This window comes from Tsukamurella paurometabola (assembly GCF_900631615.1).
GTDB classification, from domain to species: Bacteria; Actinomycetota; Actinomycetes; order Mycobacteriales; family Mycobacteriaceae; genus Tsukamurella; species Tsukamurella paurometabola_A.
Genome location: NZ_LR131273.1, coordinates 4,117,726 through 4,135,854 on the forward strand (window position 1 = coordinate 4,117,726; position 18,129 = coordinate 4,135,854).

General features: G+C 71.6%; 14 protein-coding genes. 3 read left to right on the top strand and 11 right to left on the bottom strand.

Features of this window, described 5'->3' with window-relative positions; translation table 11 throughout:
- The first annotated feature begins 15 nt into the window (after positions 1-15).
- Positions 16-1,116 carry a peptidylprolyl isomerase gene (locus ELY19_RS20520; RefSeq protein ID WP_126198109.1) on the top strand — a complete coding sequence of 367 codons (1,101 nt, stop codon included), beginning with the start codon at positions 16-18 and terminating at the stop codon, positions 1,114-1,116.
- 96 nt (positions 1,117-1,212) lie between these two features.
- Here the strand turns inward: ELY19_RS20520 and ELY19_RS20525 are convergent, their stop codons facing one another.
- The 6 genes from ELY19_RS20525 to ELY19_RS20550 form a co-directional block, all read right to left on the bottom strand.
- Positions 1,213-3,549, bottom strand: coding sequence for a RelA/SpoT family protein (locus tag ELY19_RS20525; protein ID WP_126198111.1), 2,337 nt, complete (start codon positions 3,547-3,549; stop codon positions 1,213-1,215).
- Between the two features lie 39 nt (positions 3,550-3,588).
- Positions 3,589-4,221 carry an adenine phosphoribosyltransferase gene (locus ELY19_RS20530; protein ID WP_227966997.1) on the bottom strand — a complete coding sequence of 211 codons (633 nt, stop codon included), beginning with the start codon at positions 4,219-4,221 and terminating at the stop codon, positions 3,589-3,591.
- Entirely contained in the window at positions 4,214-5,350 is a 1,137-nt protein-coding gene (gene secF / locus ELY19_RS20535; protein ID WP_126198116.1) for a protein translocase subunit SecF, read from the bottom strand. The genes ELY19_RS20530 and secF overlap by 8 nt, the downstream gene beginning before the upstream one ends.
- Positions 5,347-6,909 carry a protein translocase subunit SecD gene (gene secD, locus ELY19_RS20540; protein WP_126198118.1) on the bottom strand — a complete coding sequence of 521 codons (1,563 nt, stop codon included), beginning with the start codon at positions 6,907-6,909 and terminating at the stop codon, positions 5,347-5,349. Before secD ends, secF begins: the two co-directional genes overlap by 4 nt.
- Positions 6,910-6,992: 83 nt before the next feature.
- Positions 6,993-7,331, bottom strand: a complete 339-nt coding sequence (gene yajC / locus ELY19_RS20545; protein ID WP_126198120.1) for a preprotein translocase subunit YajC — start codon at positions 7,329-7,331, stop codon at positions 6,993-6,995.
- Between the two features lie 96 nt (positions 7,332-7,427).
- The gene (locus tag ELY19_RS20550) at positions 7,428-9,536 is read right to left on the bottom strand and encodes a RecQ family ATP-dependent DNA helicase (protein ID WP_126198123.1); all 2,109 of its coding nucleotides are present in this window, start codon (positions 9,534-9,536) and stop codon (positions 7,428-7,430) included.
- Between the two features lie 283 nt (positions 9,537-9,819).
- Here ELY19_RS20550 and ELY19_RS20555 point away from each other — a divergent pair, with 283 nt between their 5' ends.
- Entirely contained in the window at positions 9,820-11,076 is a 1,257-nt protein-coding gene (locus ELY19_RS20555; RefSeq protein ID WP_126198125.1) for a bifunctional glycosyltransferase family 2/GtrA family protein, read from the top strand.
- Positions 11,073-13,067, top strand: a complete 1,995-nt coding sequence (locus tag ELY19_RS20560; RefSeq protein ID WP_126198127.1) for a glycosyltransferase family 39 protein — start codon at positions 11,073-11,075, stop codon at positions 13,065-13,067. The genes ELY19_RS20555 and ELY19_RS20560 overlap by 4 nt, the downstream gene beginning before the upstream one ends.
- Here the strand turns inward: ELY19_RS20560 and ELY19_RS20565 are convergent, their stop codons facing one another.
- The 5 genes from ELY19_RS20565 to ELY19_RS20585 all read right to left on the bottom strand — a co-directional run bounded on the left by ELY19_RS20565 (position 13,068) and on the right by ELY19_RS20585 (position 18,109).
- Entirely contained in the window at positions 13,068-13,994 is a 927-nt protein-coding gene (locus ELY19_RS20565; RefSeq protein ID WP_126198129.1) for an SDR family oxidoreductase, read from the bottom strand.
- Positions 13,995-14,041: 47 nt separating this feature from the next.
- A complete protein-coding gene (gene ruvB / locus ELY19_RS20570) occupies positions 14,042-15,079 on the bottom strand; it encodes a Holliday junction branch migration DNA helicase RuvB (RefSeq protein WP_227967241.1) in 1,038 nt (345 codons plus the stop codon).
- A 52-nt stretch (positions 15,080-15,131) separates the two neighbouring features.
- Positions 15,132-15,731 carry a Holliday junction branch migration protein RuvA gene (ruvA, locus tag ELY19_RS20575; protein ID WP_126198133.1) on the bottom strand — a complete coding sequence of 200 codons (600 nt, stop codon included), beginning with the start codon at positions 15,729-15,731 and terminating at the stop codon, positions 15,132-15,134.
- Positions 15,728-16,315 carry a crossover junction endodeoxyribonuclease RuvC gene (ruvC, locus tag ELY19_RS20580; protein ID WP_126198135.1) on the bottom strand — a complete coding sequence of 196 codons (588 nt, stop codon included), beginning with the start codon at positions 16,313-16,315 and terminating at the stop codon, positions 15,728-15,730. Before ruvC ends, ruvA begins: the two co-directional genes overlap by 4 nt.
- 90 nt (positions 16,316-16,405) lie before the next feature.
- Entirely contained in the window at positions 16,406-18,109 is a 1,704-nt protein-coding gene (locus ELY19_RS20585) for a VanW family protein (RefSeq protein ID WP_126198137.1), read from the bottom strand.
- Between the last annotated feature and the right edge of the window lie 20 nt (positions 18,110-18,129).

An 18,129-nucleotide genomic window follows, 5' to 3' on the forward strand; every position in this document is an offset into this window, starting at 1 on the left:
GGAGGTCGTCACACCGTGCCGAGCAATGAAGAGCGCCGCCAGGCAGCCCGCGAGAAGCTGGCGAAGCAGAACGAGCGGCGTGAGGCCGACGCGCGCAGGCGCAAGATCAAAGCGGGTGCTGTCGCCGGCGTCGTCGTGGTCGCGCTCGTCGCCGCAGGCTGCTACATCTGGCTCCCGCAGGGCCCCCGCGCCCCACTGCGGGTCGGTGCCGAGAACCGCTACAAGTCGCTCCACGTGACCTGTGACTTCGCAGACCGCCCGGATCAGGCGACCTCACTGCGCGAGAACATCACCAAGGCGCGCCAGCAGATCACCCAGCAGCAAGCCGGCATGGCGAAGCTGCCCCCCGACCAGCAGAAGACGACGCAGGAGCAGATCGACAGCGTCGAGAAGCAAATCGTCGAGGCCGAGAAGTCGCTCCCCGCGCTCGACAAGCTCGCTGCCAAGAACAAGGGGGTGTCCAAGCCCGACGGCAAGGACGTCCCGAACACCGGCACCGCGAACGGCACCATCACGACCAACGCCGGTGCGATCGGGTTCGAGCTCGACCGGTCGAAGGCCCCGTGCAACGTGCAGACCTTCCTCACCCTCATCCAGGCGAAGTACTTCGACGGGACGCCCTGCCATCGCGAGGTGAGCAATGCGGCCGATCCGAAGGCCGGCACCTCCGACCTGTACGTGCTCCAGTGCGGTGATCCGACCGGGACCGGCAGCGGCGGGCCCAGCTGGACCTCGCCCGACGAGAAGCCGACTTTCCTCAAGGCGGCGGGGGGTGCCGCGAACCCGATGCAGCAGACGCCGAACGTGATCTACCCCGCCGGCACCATCGCTGTCGCCAACGCCAACACAGAGGCGAACCCTATGACAGGCCAGCCCGCGACCACGAACACTGGGTCCAGCCAGTTCTTCCTCGTCTACAAGGAGACGACCCTGCCTGCCAACTACGCCGTCATCGGCAAGGTGGACGACGCGGGCCTGACGGCGCTGCAGATGATCGCTAAGAAGGGCATCGTGCCCAAGGACGGCGACCCCGCCCCGAAGCCCGGCGACAAGCCCGTCACCGACGGCAAGCCGAAGGAACCGGTGAACATCACCACCATGGCGCTGAGCCAGTAGCACCCACCACGAAGGCCCCCGTTCCGGCGGGGGCCTTCGTCGTCGCCGGGGGCCGCGCGGGCCGACGACGGCCGGGAGTCACCCGGCCGGTCGCGGCTACTGCGCGGAGGTCACGCGGTAGACGTCGTAGACGCCCTCCACGTTGCGCACGACGTTGAGCACGTGCCCGAGGTGCTTCGGGTCCCCCATCTCGAAGGTGAAGCGCGACACCGCGACCCGGTCACGCGACGTGGTCACGGATGCCGAGAGGATGTTCACCTTCTCGTCCGCGAGCACCTTCGTCACGTCCGACAGCAGGCGGTGCCGGTCGAGCGCCTCGACCTGGATCGCGACGAGGAACACGGAGGAGGCGGACGGCGCCCACTTCACGTCGAGGAAGCGCTCCGGCTCCTTACGGAGCTCGGCGACGTTGGTGCAGTCGGTGCGGTGCACGCTCACGCCGCCGCCGCGGGTCACGAAGCCGACGATCTCGTCGCCCGGCACCGGTGTGCAGCACTTGGCGAGCTTCGCCAGCACGCCCGGCTGCCCGGTGACGAGCACGCCCACGTCGGTCGTCGCCGTGGGACCGGAGATGGTCGACGGCGTGCTGCGCTCGGCGAGCTCCTCCGTGGCCTCCTCGATACCGCCCAGTTGCTCGAGCATCCGCTGCACCACGGTGTGCGCCGACACCTGGTGCTCGCCGACGGCCGTGTACAGCGCGGAGACGTCCGAGTACCGCAGTTCCTTGGCGATACCCGCCATCGACTCCGCGTTCGTCAGGCGCTGCAGTGGGAGGCCGGAACGGCGCACCTCCTTCGCGATGGCGTCCCGGCCGTTCTCCAGCGCCTCCTCGCGGCGCTCCTTGGCGAACCACTGCCGGATCTTGGCCTTCGCCCGCGGCGAGACCACGAACGACTGCCAGTCGCGCGACGGGCCGGCGTTCTCGGCCTTGCTGGTGAAGACCTCGACGACCTCGCCGTTCTCCAGCTTGCGTTCCAGGGCCACGAGCCGGCCGTTCACGCGGGCGCCGATGCACCGGTGACCGACCTCGGTGTGCACGGCGTACGCGAAGTCGACCGGCGTGCTGCCCGCGGGCAGCGTGATCACGTCTCCCTTGGGCGTGAAGACGAAGATCTCCTTGACCGCGAGGTCGTAGCGGAGCGATTCGAGGAACTCCCCCGGGTCCGCGGCCTCGCGCTGCCAGTCGAGGAGCTGTCGCATCCACGCCATGTCGTCGACCTCGGCCAGGTCCGAGCCCTTGGCGCCGGCGCGCCCCTTGGTCTCCTTGTAGCGCCAGTGCGCGGCGATGCCGAACTCCGCGGTGCGGTGCATCTCGCGGGTGCGGATCTGCACCTCCAGAGGCTTGCCCTCGGGGCCGATCACGGTGGTGTGGAGCGACTGGTAGACGCCGTACCGGGGCTGCGCGATGTAGTCCTTGAACCGCCCGGCCATGGGCTGCCACAGCGAGTGCACGACGCCGACGGCGGCGTAGCAGTCGCGCACCTCGTCGCACAGGATCCGCACGCCGACCAGGTCGTGGATGTCGTCGAAGTCGCGGCCCTTGACGATCATCTTCTGGTAGATCGACCAGTAGTGTTTGGGCCGCCCCTGCACGTCGGCCACGATCCGCTGGGCGGCCAGGGCGCCGTTGATCTCGGCGCGCACGGAGGCCAGGTACGTGTCCCTCGACGGTGCGCGGTCGGCCACGAGCCGGACGATCTCGTCGTATTTCTTGGGGTGGAGGATGGCGAAGGCCAGGTCCTCCAGCTCCCACTTGACGGTCGCCATGCCGAGCCGGTGCGCCAGCGGCGCGATCACCTCGAGCGTCTCGCGGGCCTTGCGGGCCTGCTTCTCGGGCGGCAGGAAGCGCATGGTGCGCATGTTGTGCAGCCGGTCCGCGACCTTGATCACCAGCACGCGCGGGTCGCGGGCCATGGCGATGATCATCTTGCGAATGGTCTCGGCCTCGGCGGCGCTGCCGAGCGCCACCTTGTCGAGTTTGGTGACGCCGTCCACGAGGTGGGCCACCTCGGGGCCGAACTCGGCGGTGAGCTGCTCGAGGCTGTAGCCGGTGTCCTCGACCGTGTCGTGCAGGAGCGCCGCGACCAGGGTCGTGGTGTCCATCCCGAGCTCGGCGAGGATGGTCGCCACGGCCAGCGGATGGGTGATGTAGGGGTCGCCCGACTTGCGCATCTGGCTGGCGTGGCGTTGTTCGGCGACGTCGTAGGCGCGCTCGATCAGCGCCACGTCGGCCTTGGGGTACACCTCGCGGTGCAGTGCGACCAGCGGCTCGAGCACGGGTCGTACGTGGTTGCGGGTGCCCGTCATGCGGCGGGCGAGGCGCGCTCGCACGCGGCGTGTCGTGGACCCCGTGGTCTCCAGGTTGGGCGGGCCCTGCTGCCCCGCCCCGGCGGGTGTGCGCGCGGCGTCGGAACCCTGAGACTGCAGCGACATGGTGCCTCCCCGCCCGGACGACGTGACTGGACTAGAGATTCAGCCTACCGAGATCGCCGAGACCGCGATGGGCCCGCCGGGCAATTCCTGCAGACGGCCCCGCCCACCGAGGGCCTCCAGCTCCAGGACCACGGAGACGCGCTCGACGATCGCACCCGCCCGTCGCAGCAGTGCGACCGCCGCCGACACGGTTCCGCCGGTCGCCAGGACGTCGTCGACGATGAGGATCCGCTTGCCCTCGAGCGCGATGCCCTCGGCGGGGATCTCCAGGGCGGCGGAGCCGTATTCGAGCTGGTACTCCTCGCGCAGCACGGGCGGCGGGAGCTTGCCCGCCTTCCGCACGGCGAGCGTGCCCACGCCGAGGCGCAGTGCCACGCCGGAGCCGAGGAGGAAGCCACGCGCGTCGAGCCCTGCCACCAGGTCGACGGTGGCGGCACCGTCGGGCGCCTGGCCCGCCGCTCCACCGGATTCGCGGCCCGCCGCTCCACCGGATTCGCGGCCCGCCGCTCCACCGGATTCGCGGCCCGCCGCGGCGAGGCCGTCGATGACCGCCGCGAGGGCGGCACCGTCGGCGAACACGGGCGTGAGGTCGGCGAAGACGACCCCCGGCTCCGGGAAGCCGTCGACGTGCCGCGTGTGTGCGGCGACCGCCGCGCGGGCCGCGTCAGTCACGGCGCCGGCTGCGCTTGGTCTGCGGCCGGGCGGGCGCCTTGTCGAGCTGCACCGCGCCCGAGTCCGTCGCGGCCACCGCGTCGGCCGCATCGCCCGCCTCGGCGCGGGCCCGCCGGGCCAGCACCTTCTCGTTGTGCGCCCGGTACTGCGGGCGGCGCTCCTTGAGCGAGACCAGCAGCGGCGCGGCGAAGAACACCGACGAGTAGGTGCCGACGACGACGCCCACCAGCTGGATCAGGCCGAGGTCCATGAGCGTGCCGACGCCGAGCATGCCCGCGGCGACCACCATCAGCGCGATGATGGGCAGCGCCGAGATGACCGTGGTGTTGATCGAGCGCATGAGGGTCTGGTTGATCGCGAGGTTCGCCTGCTCGGCGTAGGTGCGCCGGCTCGTGTTGAGCACGCCGCGCACGTTCTCCTCGACCTTGTCGAAGACGACGACCGTGTCGTACAGCGAGAAGCCGAGGATCGTGAGCAGGCCGATCACCGTCGCCGGGCTGACCTCGAAGCCGGACCAGGCGTAGACGCCCGCGGTGACGACCACGTCGAAGAACAGTGACGCGAGCGCGGCGAGCGCCATGTCCCACTCGCGGAACCGGACCGCGATGTACACGGTGACCAGGACCAGGAAGACCGCGAGCGCGAGGAGGCCGCGCTGGGTGATCTGGTCGCCCCACGTCGAGCTCACGCCCGAGAAGCTGATCGTGTTCTCGCCCGGCTTGCCGTCCTGCGCGGGCGGATGGAAGGCCTCGAACAGGGCGTCGCGGGCCCGCGTGATCTGGTTGTTGTCGAGCTCGGACAGCGCCACCTGGTACGTCTGCGCCGCGCCGGTTCCCGCGGTCTGCACGGCCGAGGGCTCGACGCCCGTGGCCGAGCGCACCGTCTCGCGCACCTTGGCAGTATCGACCTGGGCGTTCCCCACGGGGAACGAGATCTGGGTGCCGCCCTCGAAGTCGATGCTGAACTTGAAGCCGGGGATCAGGATGCCCAGGATGGCGATCACGATGATGACGCCGGTCGCGATGTAGTACCGGTTGCGCTTGCCGACGATGTCGAACGCGCCGGTGCCGGTGTAGAGCTTGGTGAAGAAGGACGCCTTCTTCTCGCTCTCGATGCTGGTGTCGGTCATGCGGACGCCTCCCCGGTGGTAGCTGCGGCGCGTTTGCGCTCACGGCCGATCGCGGCCACGGCGCCGAGGCCGTTCATCGACGGCTTGGCGAAGAAGTCGGTCTTCGACGCGAAGTACACCAGCGGGTGGGTGACGAGGAAGACGATCACCACGTCGAGGACGGTCGACAGGCCGAGCGTGAAGGCGAAGCCCTGGACGTCGCCCACGGCCAGCACGTAGAGCACGACGGCCGAGAGCAGCGACACCGCGTTGCCGGTCCAGATGGTGCGCCGGGCACTGGCCCAGCCGCGGGGCACCGCGGAGCGGAAACTGCGCCCCTCCCTGATCTCGTCCTTGATGCGCTCGAAGTAGACGACGAAGGAGTCGGCGGTCATGCCGATGCCGATGATGATGCCGGCGATGCCCGCGAGGTCGAGCGAGTAGCCGATCCACCGGCCCAGCAGCACGAGCAGGCCGTACAGCAGCGCGATCGACAGTGCGAGCGACAGCGCGACGAGCACGCCGAGCGCGCGGTAGTAGGCCAGGGCGTAGATCAGCACCAGGATCAGGCCGATCGCGCCGGCGATGAGGCCCGCCTTGAGGGACTCGAAGCCGAGCGTCGCGCTCACGGTCTGCGCGGTGCCGGGCTTGAAGGACAGCGGCAGCGAGCCGTACTTGAGCACGCCGGCCAGGTCGCCGGCGGTCTGCTGGTTGAAGTCACCCGTGATCTGGGTCTGGCCGCCGGTGATCGGGCCGTTGATGTTCGGCGCCGTGATCACCTGCGAGTCGAGCACGAAGGCGGCCTGCTTGCCGACGTTCTTCGAGGTGAAGTCGGCCCACACCCGCGACGCCTCGCCGGTGAACTCGAGGGTCACGACGTAATTGACCTGGTTCTGGGGGATGCCGGACGAGGCGTTCTTGATCGACTGGCCGTCGATGATCGCGGGGCCGAGGGTGTAGACGCTGCTCGGCTGTCCCGCCTTGCGCTCGTCGGGACGATCGCAGGTGATGAGGGGTTTCGACGGGTCGTCGTTGCCGGCCAGCGGGTCCGACGGGGCGTTGCAGTTGAGGCTCTCGATGGCCTTCTTCTGCACGGCGGGGTCGGTCGACTGGCGCGTGGCGCGCGCGTCGTCGATCGCCTTCTTCGCGGCCGCCGGGTCCGTGAGATCGGGCGCGGGCGTGTTCACGGCGGCCGCGGGCTGGGAGGCGAGCACCGGACGGACCTTGAGCTGCGCCGTCTGGCCGAGGGTGCGGGCCTGGTCGCCGTCGCTACCGGGGACGGTGATGATCAGGTTGCGCCCGCTGATCTTCACCTCGGAGCCCGAGACGCCGAGGCCGTTGACGCGCTTGTTGATGATGTCGCGGGCCTGCTCCATCTTGTCCGCCTCGGGAGCCTTCCCGTCGGGCGTGACGGCCTGCAGCACCACGGACGTGCCGCCCTGCAGGTCGATGCCGAGCTTGGGCTTGGGCTCGCGGTCGCCGGTGAAGAACACCAGCCCGAAGACCACGAGCAGGATCAGCGCGAACGCGATGAGGAGCCGCGACTCGGTGCGGTCGCTGCTCGATGTTTTCCTGGCCACGGGCGGTTACGACTCCTCGGCGTGGAGAACGTCTCCGGCGGGCCCGCCGGAGACGTTCGCTGAAGTGATGACGGTGATGCGGGTCAGCGGTCCTCGGAGCGCTTGTCCAAGTCGATCGGGCTGTCCTCGTCGGTGATGGTCTCGATCGACGGGGCGCCGAGTTCCTCGGGGGTCAGCACCTTGGCGATGGCGCGGCGCACCCAGGTGGTGGTGACGCCGGTGGCGATCTCCAGGTCGACGGTGTCCTCGGCGAGGCCGACCACGGTGCCGTACAGGCCCGTGCTCGTCATGACCTTGGTGCCCACGGTCAGGCCGGCCTGCATCTCCATGGTCTCGTTCATCTGCTTCTTCTGCTTCCGGAACTGGAAGAACATGAAGACGAGCATCAGGACGAGCAGCAGGGGCAGGATCAGGTTCGGCATGTTTCTCCTCGGTGGTGTGGTCGCGGGCGCTCCGCGGCCTCGCCGCCCAGGTCCTAGGCAGCACTCGGTGTTCCAGTGTTCCACATCTCGCGCGGGTCAGGCGGGACGGTGCACCACCAGCGGCAGTACGAGGGCTGCACCCGCCTCCCGAAGCCGGGCGGCCGCGACCGTCACCGCCCACCCCGTTCCCGACTCGTCGACGACGAGCAGCACCGACCTCCCGCGGACGGACTCGGCCGCGGGACCGGCGTCGATCGCGTCCAACCAGTGAGCGGCCTCCTGCGCCCCCGAGGCGTCCCGGCCGGGCGCGGGCCCGCGCGGCACCGGCAGGCTGACCCGCTCCAGCCGACCCACCTCGGCGATCCGGTCCGCGACCGGTTCCACCGGTGCGGGCCGGTCGGTCAGCTGCAGGGAGGCGACGACCTCCGGGCGCGCGCGCCACTGGTCCCGCCACCGCGACAGGGCGGCCACGGCGGCGTCCGCCAGGTCCGCGATCGCCTGCTGGTCGCCGGCGCGGGCGGCCCCGACGGTGCCGGTCCACTCGGGGGCGTCGGCGAAGACGAGCACGCGGCCGGGCTCCGCGGCGAGGTCGGGCAGGATCCGCCCCTTGCGTCCCGAGACGCCCCCCGGCCACATCTTGCGCGGCTCGAGCACCTGGCTCTGCGACCGCAGCGCCCCTGCCACGGCGCGCGCGGTGTCCTGCGGGACCGGCTCGCCGAGGCCTCCGGGAACATGTCCCAGACAGACCGAGCAGCGACCGCAGGGCGCCGCCTCGGGATCGTCGAGGGATTCGGTCAGCAGCTGCATCAGGCACCGCTCGCCCCGGGTGTAGGCGCGCATGATGTCGGCCTCGCGGCGCCGCGTCGCAACGATCCCGTCGTAGTGGGCGCGGTCGTAGTGCCAGGGGACGCCGGTCGCGCGGTACCCGCCCTCGACCCGTTCGACCGCACCGTCGACCGCGAGCTGCTTGAGCATGAGGTCGATCCGGGTGCGGCGGATCCCGGTCGCGGCCTCGAGGGCGATCGCCGACTGCCCTCCGCCCGTCTCGTCCTCGGCGAGGGCGGCGAGGACGCGGTCCATCTGCTGCGGATCGGGGATGGTCGCAGTGGCGAAGTAGTCCCAGACGCCGGCGTCGGACTCCGACGGCAGCAGCGCGACCACGGCGTGATCGATGGCTCGGCCGGCGCGACCGACCTGCTGGTAGTAGGACACGGGCGAAGGCGGGGACCCGACGTGCACGACGAATCCCAGGTCCGGCTTGTCGAAGCCCATGCCGAGCGCCGAGGTCGCCACCAGGGCCTTGATCTCGTTGGCGCGCAGCGCGTCCTCGAGCCGCGCGCGGGTGTCCGGATCCAGTTTGCCGGTGTAGGCGGCCACCGGGTACCCGGGCCCGTGCACGGCCCGGATCCCGTCGACGAGGCGCTCGGCGTCGGCCACGGTGAGCGCGTAGACGATGCCGGAACCGGGCAGGTCGGGCAGGTGCCGCGCGACCCACGCGTAGCGGCTGATCGGGGCCAGCGCGGGCAGCACGTTGAGCTGCAGCGACCTGCGTGCCAGTGGCCCGCGCAACACCAGCGTGGCGTCGCCGAGTTGGGCGGCCACGTCGTCGGTGACGCGGGCGTTCGCGGTCGCGGTGGTGGCGAGCACCGGGGTCTGCGGGTGCAGGCGGGTGAGCACGTCCGAGACACGGCGGTAGTCGGGTCGGAAGTCGTGCCCCCAGTCCGAGACCGCGTGCGCCTCATCGATCACGAGCAGACCCAGAGAGCCCTCGAGCGCGTCGAGGACCCGCCGCCCGAAGGACGGGTTGGCGAGCCGTTCCGGAGAGACGAGCAGCACGTCGATCTCGCCGGCGGCCAGGGCCGCCTCGATCGCGTTCCACTCCTCGAAGTTCGACGAGTTCAGGGTCGCGGCACGAAGGCCCGCGCGCTCGGCCGCGGCCACCTGGTCGCGCATGAGCGAGAGCAACGGCGAGACGATGAGCGCCGGGCCCGCGCCCTCGGCCCGCCGCAGCGCGGTGGCCACCCAGTACACGGCGGACTTTCCCCAGCCCGTGGCCTGCACCACCAGGACCCGCGCCGCGGGTTCGAGCAGCGCGGCGACCGCGGTCTCCTGGTCGGCCCGCAGCGCGGCACCGGGGCCGGCGAGCGCCTCGATCACCCGCCGGGCCCGTTCCGCCCGTTCTCCCGTGAGCTGTCGTTCCGTCATCGCCGCGACTCCCCTGATCGGTTGCACCCCGAGGCTAGACGGCCCCACCGACACGCGCCGCCGCGGCGGTCCGCAACCGCTGGCCCCGGCACCGTCGCTGTGGGGCGTCCGTTCCCTGCGGGATGACACGCGGCAGTTCGCCTCGTGGCCGGCCGTTCGTACTCCTTCCCGGAGGTCGCCGGAATCCTCGCCTTCTGTGGGACAGCGGCAAGACGCCCCGTTCCCAGCCACCACACAGGCGAGCGGCAGGGGTGCCGCAGCGGGGCGGACCACGGTCTACCTCATGACAACCGAGATCGCCCCCGACCCCAAGGTCACGGCCGACCAGAACCGGCACGAGCGGGCGGAGACCGCCCCCGTCCTCGACATCGTGATCCCCGTCTACAACGAGGCCCACACCCTCGCGCACTGCGTGGAGACGCTCCGCGCGTATCTCGACGCCTCGCTCACCATCCCGGCCCGGATCACCATCGCCGACAACGCCAGCACGGACGACACCCTGCGCCTGGCGCATTCGCTCGCCGCTGCGATCGACGGCGTCCGCGTGGTGCACCTCGACGCGAAGGGCCGCGGCCGCGCGCTGCGCCGGGTCTGGGCGCAGTCCGACGCCCGCGTCCTCGTCTACATGGACGTCGACCTCTCGACCGACCTCAGGGCGTTGCACCCCCTGGTCGCGCCGCTGCTCTCGGGCCACAGTGACCTCGCGATCGGCACCCGCCTGGGCCGCGGCGCGAACGTGGTCCGCGGTCCCAAGCGCGAGTTCATCTCCCGCGGCTACAACCTGCTGCTGCACACCGCCCTGCGGGTACGTTTCTCGGACGCCCAGTGCGGGTTCAAGGCAATCCGCACGGACGTCGCGCGGGAGCTGCTGCCGCTCGTCGAGGACGGCGAGTGGTTCTTCGACACCGAGCTGCTCGTTCTCGCCGAGCGCGCCGGGCTGCGCATCCATGAGGTGCCGGTGGACTGGACCGACGACCCCGACAGCCGCGTCGACATCGTCGACACCGTGAAGAAGGACCTCAAGGGCGTGATCCGGGTCGGGCGGGCGCTCGGCCGGGGTGCGCTCCCCCTCGACGACGTCCGCCGCGCCCTGGGCCGTGAGGAGCCGCAGCTCGCGGGCGTGCCGCGCAACATGGTCGGACAGCTCGCCCGGTTCGCCGCGGTCGGCATGGCCAGCACCGTCGCCTACGCGATCCTCTACCTCGTGCTGCACCCGCTGATCGGCGCGCAGGGTGCGAACTTCGCCGCCCTCCTCATCACGGCGGTCGGCAACATCGCCGCGAACCGCTCGTTCACCTTCGGCGTGCGGGGGCGCGAGGGCGCGGCGCGGCACCACCTGCAGGGACTGGTCGTCTTCCTCCTCACCTGGGCGCTCACGTCCGGCAGCCTCACCGCCCTCGCGCACGTCGCGCCGGACGCCGGACGTGGGATCCAACTCGCGGTGCTCGTGGTGGCCAACCTGGTCGCGACGATCACGCGGTTCTTGGGGCTGCGCCTGATCTTCCGGTCGGCGACCCCGGCGAAAGCCGAGCTCCGGTGACCAGGAGTCGGGAGCGGATCGCGGTCGCCGTCCTCCTGGTGGGGACGGCGGTCGCCTACCTCTGGTCCCTCGGCCGGGCGGGCTGGGCCAACGCGTTCTACTCGGCAGCGGTCCAGGCCGGCACCGTCAGCTGGAAGGCCATGTTCTTCGGCAGCTCGGACGGCGCGAACTCGATCACCGTCGACAAACCACCCGCCTCGCTGTGGGTGATGGAACTCTCCACCCGCCTGTTCGGCGTGAACTCGTGGGCGATGCTGATTCCGCAGGCGCTGCTCGGCGTGGCGTCCGTCGCGCTCCTGTACGCGACGGTGCGGCGCCGCTTCGGCCCCGCCGCGGGCCTCCTCGCCGGCCTACTCCTCGCCGTCACGCCGGTGGCCGCCATGATGTTCCGGTTCAACAACCCGGACGCCCTACTCGTCCTGCTGATGATCGCGGCGACCTGGGCGATGCTGCGCGCCGTCGAGGACGGCCGGTGGCGGTGGCTCGTCGCGTGCGGCGCCTTCGTGGGACTGGGCTTCCTGACCAAGCAGCTCGCCGTGATGCTCATCGTGCCCGGGCTGGCGCTGACCTATCTCATCGCGGGGCCGACGAAGCTCGGCACGCGCGTCGCGCAGCTGTTCGCCGCGGGCGCCGCGATGGTCGTCGCCGCCGGGTGGTGGCTGCTGACCGTCGAGCTGTGGCCGGCCTCCTCGCGGCCGTGGATCGGCGGCTCGCAGAACAACTCGATCCTCGAGCTGACACTGGGCTACAACGGCCTCGGCCGACTCAACGGCAACGAGAAGGGCAGCGTCGGACCGGGCCGCGGTGGCATGGAGATGCCCGCGGGCTTCGAGCTCCCCGCCGGCATGGAGATGCCCGGGCACCGCGGCGGCGGGATGTTCGGCGACGCCGGCGTCCTGCGCATGTTCCAGTCCGAGCAGGCCGGGCAGATCGCCTGGCTGCTCCCCGCGGCGTTGATCGCGATCGTCACGGTCCTCATCCTGCGCGGGCGCTCCCCGCGTACGGACGGCGAGCGCGCCGCCGTGATCGCCTGGGGCGGATGGCTGCTCGTCACCGGGATCACGTTCAGCTTCATGGCGGGAATCTTCCACGCGTACTACACCGTGGCACTCGCGCCCGCGATCGCGGCACTGGTCGCGATCGGGGTGGCCGTGGGCTGGCGGGAGCGTGAGCGGCCGTGGATGCGCGCAGTCGGTGCTCTCGCCGTCGCCGCGACCGGCGCGACCGCCTGGTACATCCTCGCGCTGACACCGGAATGGAACCCGTGGCTGCGCTGGGCGATCGTCGCGGCGGCCGCCGTGTCGGCGGCGATCCTCGCGACCCTGCTGCCGGCGGTGAGCCGGGCGCGGCCTCTCGGCGGGGTGATCGTCGCGACGGCGGTGTTCACCGCGCTCGCCGGGCAGGTGGCGTTCACGATCGAGACCATCGCGACGCCGCGCCAGGGTGCCATCGTCTCGGCGGGCCCGTCGAGCGGGCACGGCTTCGGGCCGGGCGGGGGCAGGGGCCGGATGGAGCGCCCCATCGGATTCGGCGGTCCGGCCGGCGGTACGCGGCCCGACGGTGCCCGCACGGGCGCCCCGGGAGCGGACGAGCCCGGCGGGGACCAGCGGGGCGGCGGACCGTCGTTCCTGATGGGTAGCACGGCCGGCCCCGAGGTGACCGCGCTCCTACTCGCCGACGCGGACCGCTACACCTGGGTCGCCGCGACGGTCGGCGCCAACGCGGCGGCCGGCTACCAGCTCGCGACGGACAGGCCCGTGATGCCGATCGGCGGCTTCAACGGCACCGACCCCTCCCCCACGCTCGCGCAGTTCCAGCAGTACGTGCGCGAGGGCCGGATCCACTACTTCCTGGCCGAATCGAGTGGCGGCTTCGGCGGATTCGGCGGCTCCGGGACCGCGGCGGAGATCCGGTCGTGGGTGGAGAAGACGTATCCGTCGCGGACCGTCGACGGGGTCACGGTCTACGACCTGACGGCGCCGACGGGGTGATCAGTCGCGGCGCCCGGCCCAGCTGTCGGGCCGGGTGCCATCGACGTCGGTGACGCCGTAGTGCGCCGCGAGCTGCGCGGAGCTGACGGACCGCTGGTTCCAGCGATCGCGGCGGGGATCCGCCGCGAGGGCGGCGATCCCGCGGCCGACGAAACGAGGAGATTCGGAGTAGGCGAAGCCGGGCGGCGCTGTGGGGCGCCCCGCACGGGCGGTGAGCGCTGCCCGCCAGTCGTCCTCGGTGACCCCGTAGGCGTCCAGCATCATCTCCGAGCGCAGCCATCCCGGCGTCACCGCGACCGCGGTCGCGCCGTGCCCGGCGAGCTCATGGCCCTGCGAGAAGGCGAGCCGGTTCACCGAGGCCTTGGCGAGGTCGTAGAAGACCGAGATCCGGTAGGTCTCGGCGTTGAAGTCCGCAGTCCCGTCGGTGATCTCGGCGAGCAGCCCGCCCGGGCGTTCGATGAGCAGCGGGGCGAGGAAGTGGGACGTGATGAGGTGGGTGTCGATGGCGAGGCGGAGCAGGCGCAGCCCCGCGTCGAGGTCCTGCCGCCACAGCGGGGTGTCCCACGTCGACGGCGGTCCCTTGAGCAGCTCGCCGCCCCAGATGTCGTTGACCAGCACGTCGATCCGCCCGTACTCGACGCGGAGCCGGTCCGCGAGCGAGGACACCTGTTCCGGGTCGAGGTGGTCGACCTGGACGGCGACACCGGTGCCGCCGAGGGCGTCGACCAGCTCGGCGGTCTCCTCGATCGTCTCGGGCCGCCGGTAGTCGGAGACGATGGACGGGGTGCCGGCGCGGCTGCTGCGCCCGGTGCACACGACCGTGGCGCCCAGTTCCGCCAGCCCGGCGGCGATGCCCCGGCCCGCACCGCGCGTGGCCCCCGCGACCACCGCCACACGGCCGCGCAGTCCTTCCTCGAGCGGGCCCACGATTCCTGTCTACTCCGCCGGCCCGGTGCCCGCAGCGCGCGGCCCGCTCAGAACAGGCGGTCGTCGGGGTCGAAGTCGCCCCGCACCTCGATGCCGGAGGCGAGCGCGCCCGCGGGCGGCTCGAGCCCCAGGTGGTGCCAGGCCGCCATGGTGGCGACGCGGCCGCGCGGCGTGCGGGCGAGCATCCCGGCGCGCACGAGGAAGGGCTCGCACACCTCCTCGACGGTGCCGGGCTCCTCGCCCACGGCCACGGCCAGCGTGGAGACGCCCACGGGGCCGCCGCCGAAGCTGCGGATCAGCGCACCGAGCACGGCCCGGTCGAGGCGGTCGAGGCCGAGCTCATCGACGTCGTACACCTTGAGCGCACCGCGCGCCACGTCGACGGTGACCGTGCCGTCGGCCCGGACGTCGGCGTAGTCGCGCACCCGCCGCAGCAGGCGGTTGGCGATGCGGGGCGTGCCGCGACTCCGGCTGCCGATCTCCGCGGCGGCCTCGCGCTCGATGGTGATCCCGAGGATCTTCGCGCTGCGCTCGATGACCTGCACCAGGTCAGCCGTCTCGTAGAAGTCCATGTGCGCGGTGAAGCCGAAGCGGTCGCGCAGGGGTCCGGTGAGCGCGCCGGACCTCGTGGTGGCCCCGACCAGTGTGAACGGCGCCACGTCGAGCGGGATCGAGGTGGCGCCGGGCCCCTTGCCCACCACCACGTCGACGCGGAAGTCCTCCATCGCGAGGTAGAGCATCTCCTCGGCGGGGCGGGCCATGCGGTGGATCTCGTCGATGAACAGCACGTCGCCCTCGACGAGGTTCGACAGCATCGCGGCGAGGTCGCCGGCCCGCTCCAGCGCCGGGCCGGACGTGACCCGGAGGGCGGTGCCGAGTTCGGCGGCGATGATCATCGCGAGGCTGGTCTTGCCGAGGCCGGGCGGCCCGGAGAGCAGGATGTGGTCGGGCGTGCCGCCGCGAAGCTTCGCGCCGTGCAGCACGAGCTGCAGCTGCTCGCGCACCTTGGGCTGGCCGATGAACTCGTCGAGCGATTTCGGTCGCAGCGACTCGGTGTCGTCGCCGGAGAGCGCCGCCGGCCCCATGATGCCCTCGGCGTCCTCGAATTCGCTGCCCACCTCGTCGTCGTAGTGCACGTCAGCCGCGTCCCAACGACTTCAGCGCATCGCGGAGCAACTCGGAGACCGACTTGCCGGGCCCGGCCTCGACGGCGGCCGCGACCGCCGGTTCTGCCTGCTTCGGCGTGAAACCGAGACCCTCGAGCGCGTCCAGGAGCTGCTGCGAGACGCCGCCGGCCGGCACCGTCGCCCCCGTCGGTCCGGCGGAGTCGGACGGCGCGGCATTGACCTTGTCCTTGAGCTCCACGTGGATCCGCTCCGCGACGCGCTTGCCGATACCGGGGATCAGGCACAGCGTCTTGATGTCGCCCGAGGCGATCGCGACCTGCATCTGGGCGGGCTCGAGCACCGCGAGCGCGGCCATCGCGAGTCGCGGCCCCACGCCCTGCACGGTCTGCAGGAGGTGGAACAGTTCCTGTTGCGGCGCATCGGTGAAGCCGTACAGCGTCTGCGAGTCCTCACGCACCACCATCGAGGTGAGCAGGTATCCCTCGGCGCCGCGGGTGAGCGTGCCTGCGGTGTTCGGGGCCACGAGCACCTTGTAGCCCACACCGGCGCACTCGACCACCACGTGATCGAGCCCGATGTGCCGTACCTCGCCGCGCAGCGACGCGATCATCGCACTCCTCCCGTGACCGAGCGGCCGGCGCGGCGTTGCGCCGCGAGCCGCTGTTCGAAGACCTTCTTCTGTTCCGCCGCACGACGTTCCGCCTCCGCCATGCGCGCGATCATCGGCGCGCGCCAGCTGTGACAGACGGCGAGCGCGAGGGCGTCCGCCGCGTCCGCGGGCTCGGGCGCCTTCTGCAGCCCGAGGATCCTGGTGATCATCGCCGTGACCTGCGCCTTGCCGGCGTTACCGTTGCCGGTGACGGCCGCCTTGACCTCCGACGGGGTGTGGAAGTGCACGTCGATGCCTCGGCGGGCGGCGGCCAGCGCGACGACGCCGCCGGCCTGCGCGGTGCCCATCGCGGTGGAGACGTTGTGCTGAGCGAAGACCCGCTCGACCGCGATCACGTCGGGCTCGTGGGTGTCCATCCAGAACTCGGCCGCGGTCCAGACGGCGAGCAGGCGCTCCGGCAGGGGCATGGTCGAGGGGGTGCGCACGACGTCCACGTCGAGCGCCGTGACCCTGCGGCCCTCGCCCGTCTCGACCACCGACAGGCCGCAACGCGTGAGCCCGGGGTCCACCCCCATCACCCGCATCGCCGCACCTCCACGCACCGTCGAACAGTCAAACCTTTGTTCGAGAGCATACCCGCCCGGCCGGTCGCCGGGCCGCAGCGACGCGCCTACCTACTCGCAGATGACCGTCGGCACCGGGTCGTACTTGACGGTGCGGGTGTGGCGGGAGATGACGTTGCCGGTCTTGACGTCGGTGATCGTCCGGGTGTTGCTCGTGGTGAAGCCCGGCTGCCCCGTGCTCGCCACGCAGTGCGGACCCTTCGTCAGCCGGATCGTCGACGGCTCCGTCGGGAGGCTTCGCGACCCGGTGCTCGAGGTCACCTCGCGGGTCTTCGTGCTCCACATCCGCACGGTCACCGACGACGAACCCGCACTGGACTCGATGACGATGCCGTAGGGCGTGTCGTTGCGGAACTTGAGGTCGATGGCGCCCTCGAACACGGTGGCCTCACGGGCCTCCGGGTACCGGGAGATGTAGTAGCTGTGCTCGGTGTGCCCGGCGTCCTCGAGCCCGGCGAAGTAGGCCGCGTTGTACAGCGTGGTGGCGAACTGGGAGATGCCGCCGCCGACGGCCTTGTCCGGCCGGCCGTTGTTGATGATCCCCGACTCGACGTACCCCTGGGCCGTGCCGCGGGGACCCGTGTACCCGTTGAGCGAGAAGGTCTCGCCGGGGAGCACGACGGCTCCGTTCACCTGCTGCGCGACCCGCCGGATGTTCACGCCGGAGGCGTCGCTGAAGCCGCCGGTGGAGAACTCGCTGACCACCTCGCGCACGCCGAGTTCCTTGGCCTTGGCGGTGGTGACCTTCGGTTCGACGGACTTGAACTGGGCGGTCGCGGTGCGCCCCTGGGCGGTCCGCTCCGTCACCGCCTTGGTCACGGCGTCGAGTGTCGGGTCCCAGACCACCTCGCGGCCGGGAACGGCGTCGGTCACGGTCGGGGAACCGCCCGACAGGTCGAAACTCGCGTCCTTGGGTTTCGCGACGGCGGACTCGAGACGCGTGCCGAGCACCTTCTTCGCCGCCTCGCGGTCGACCTTCGGCGCGAGGTTCCCGGCACCGTCGGGCCGGAACGAGAGGAACGTACCGATGTCCGCTGCGGAGAGCCTGCCGACGGTGCCCGCGGCCACCTGGCCGAGGGCGTCCCGGCGGAGGACGACGTCGGAGGCGACCGCCTGCGCGGCGGCCCCGTTCACGACGGCGCGGACGGTGTCCGCGGACACCGTGGGCGTCACGGCCTCCGTCGGCAGTGTGATGTCGGTGGAGTCGGGCCAGGCGGCCGCGACCGTGTCCGCGGCCTTCGCGAGGTCGATCCTGTCGCCCGCCTTGGGCTCGACGGCCACCGGCTTGCCGCCGCGGAAGATCACGGCGCCGTCCCCGGCCTGCGAGGTCAGGGTACCGGCGGCCTTCGTGATCGCCGCGTCGAAGACCTCGCGGTTCAGCGTGGACGCCGGGTGGACGTGCCGGTCGCTGACCAGCCCGATCAGGTCCCGAAGCGGCGAGCGCTCATCGATCGCGCGCTGCACCGTGCCCGGCACGTCCATCGACAGTCCGAGCTGCGCGGGTTGGAGCCGCACCTCCCCCTTCGCGGTGCGGAGCGTGACGGGCTCCGTGTCCACGCGCTTCGCGGCACCGTCGAGGCGGTGGGTCGCGTCGTCACGGCCCAGCGCGCCGAACTCGACCCCGACCGCGGTGGCCCCGTGCACGGTCTCCGCACGCCCCGCCTCCCACGCCGCCGCGCCGCCCGCTCCGAGGAGCAGGGCCGCCACCAGGGCCAGGGCCGGGGCACGGCGCAGCGCCGTTCGGGTGGGAGTCACAACCTGAGAATATCCTGACG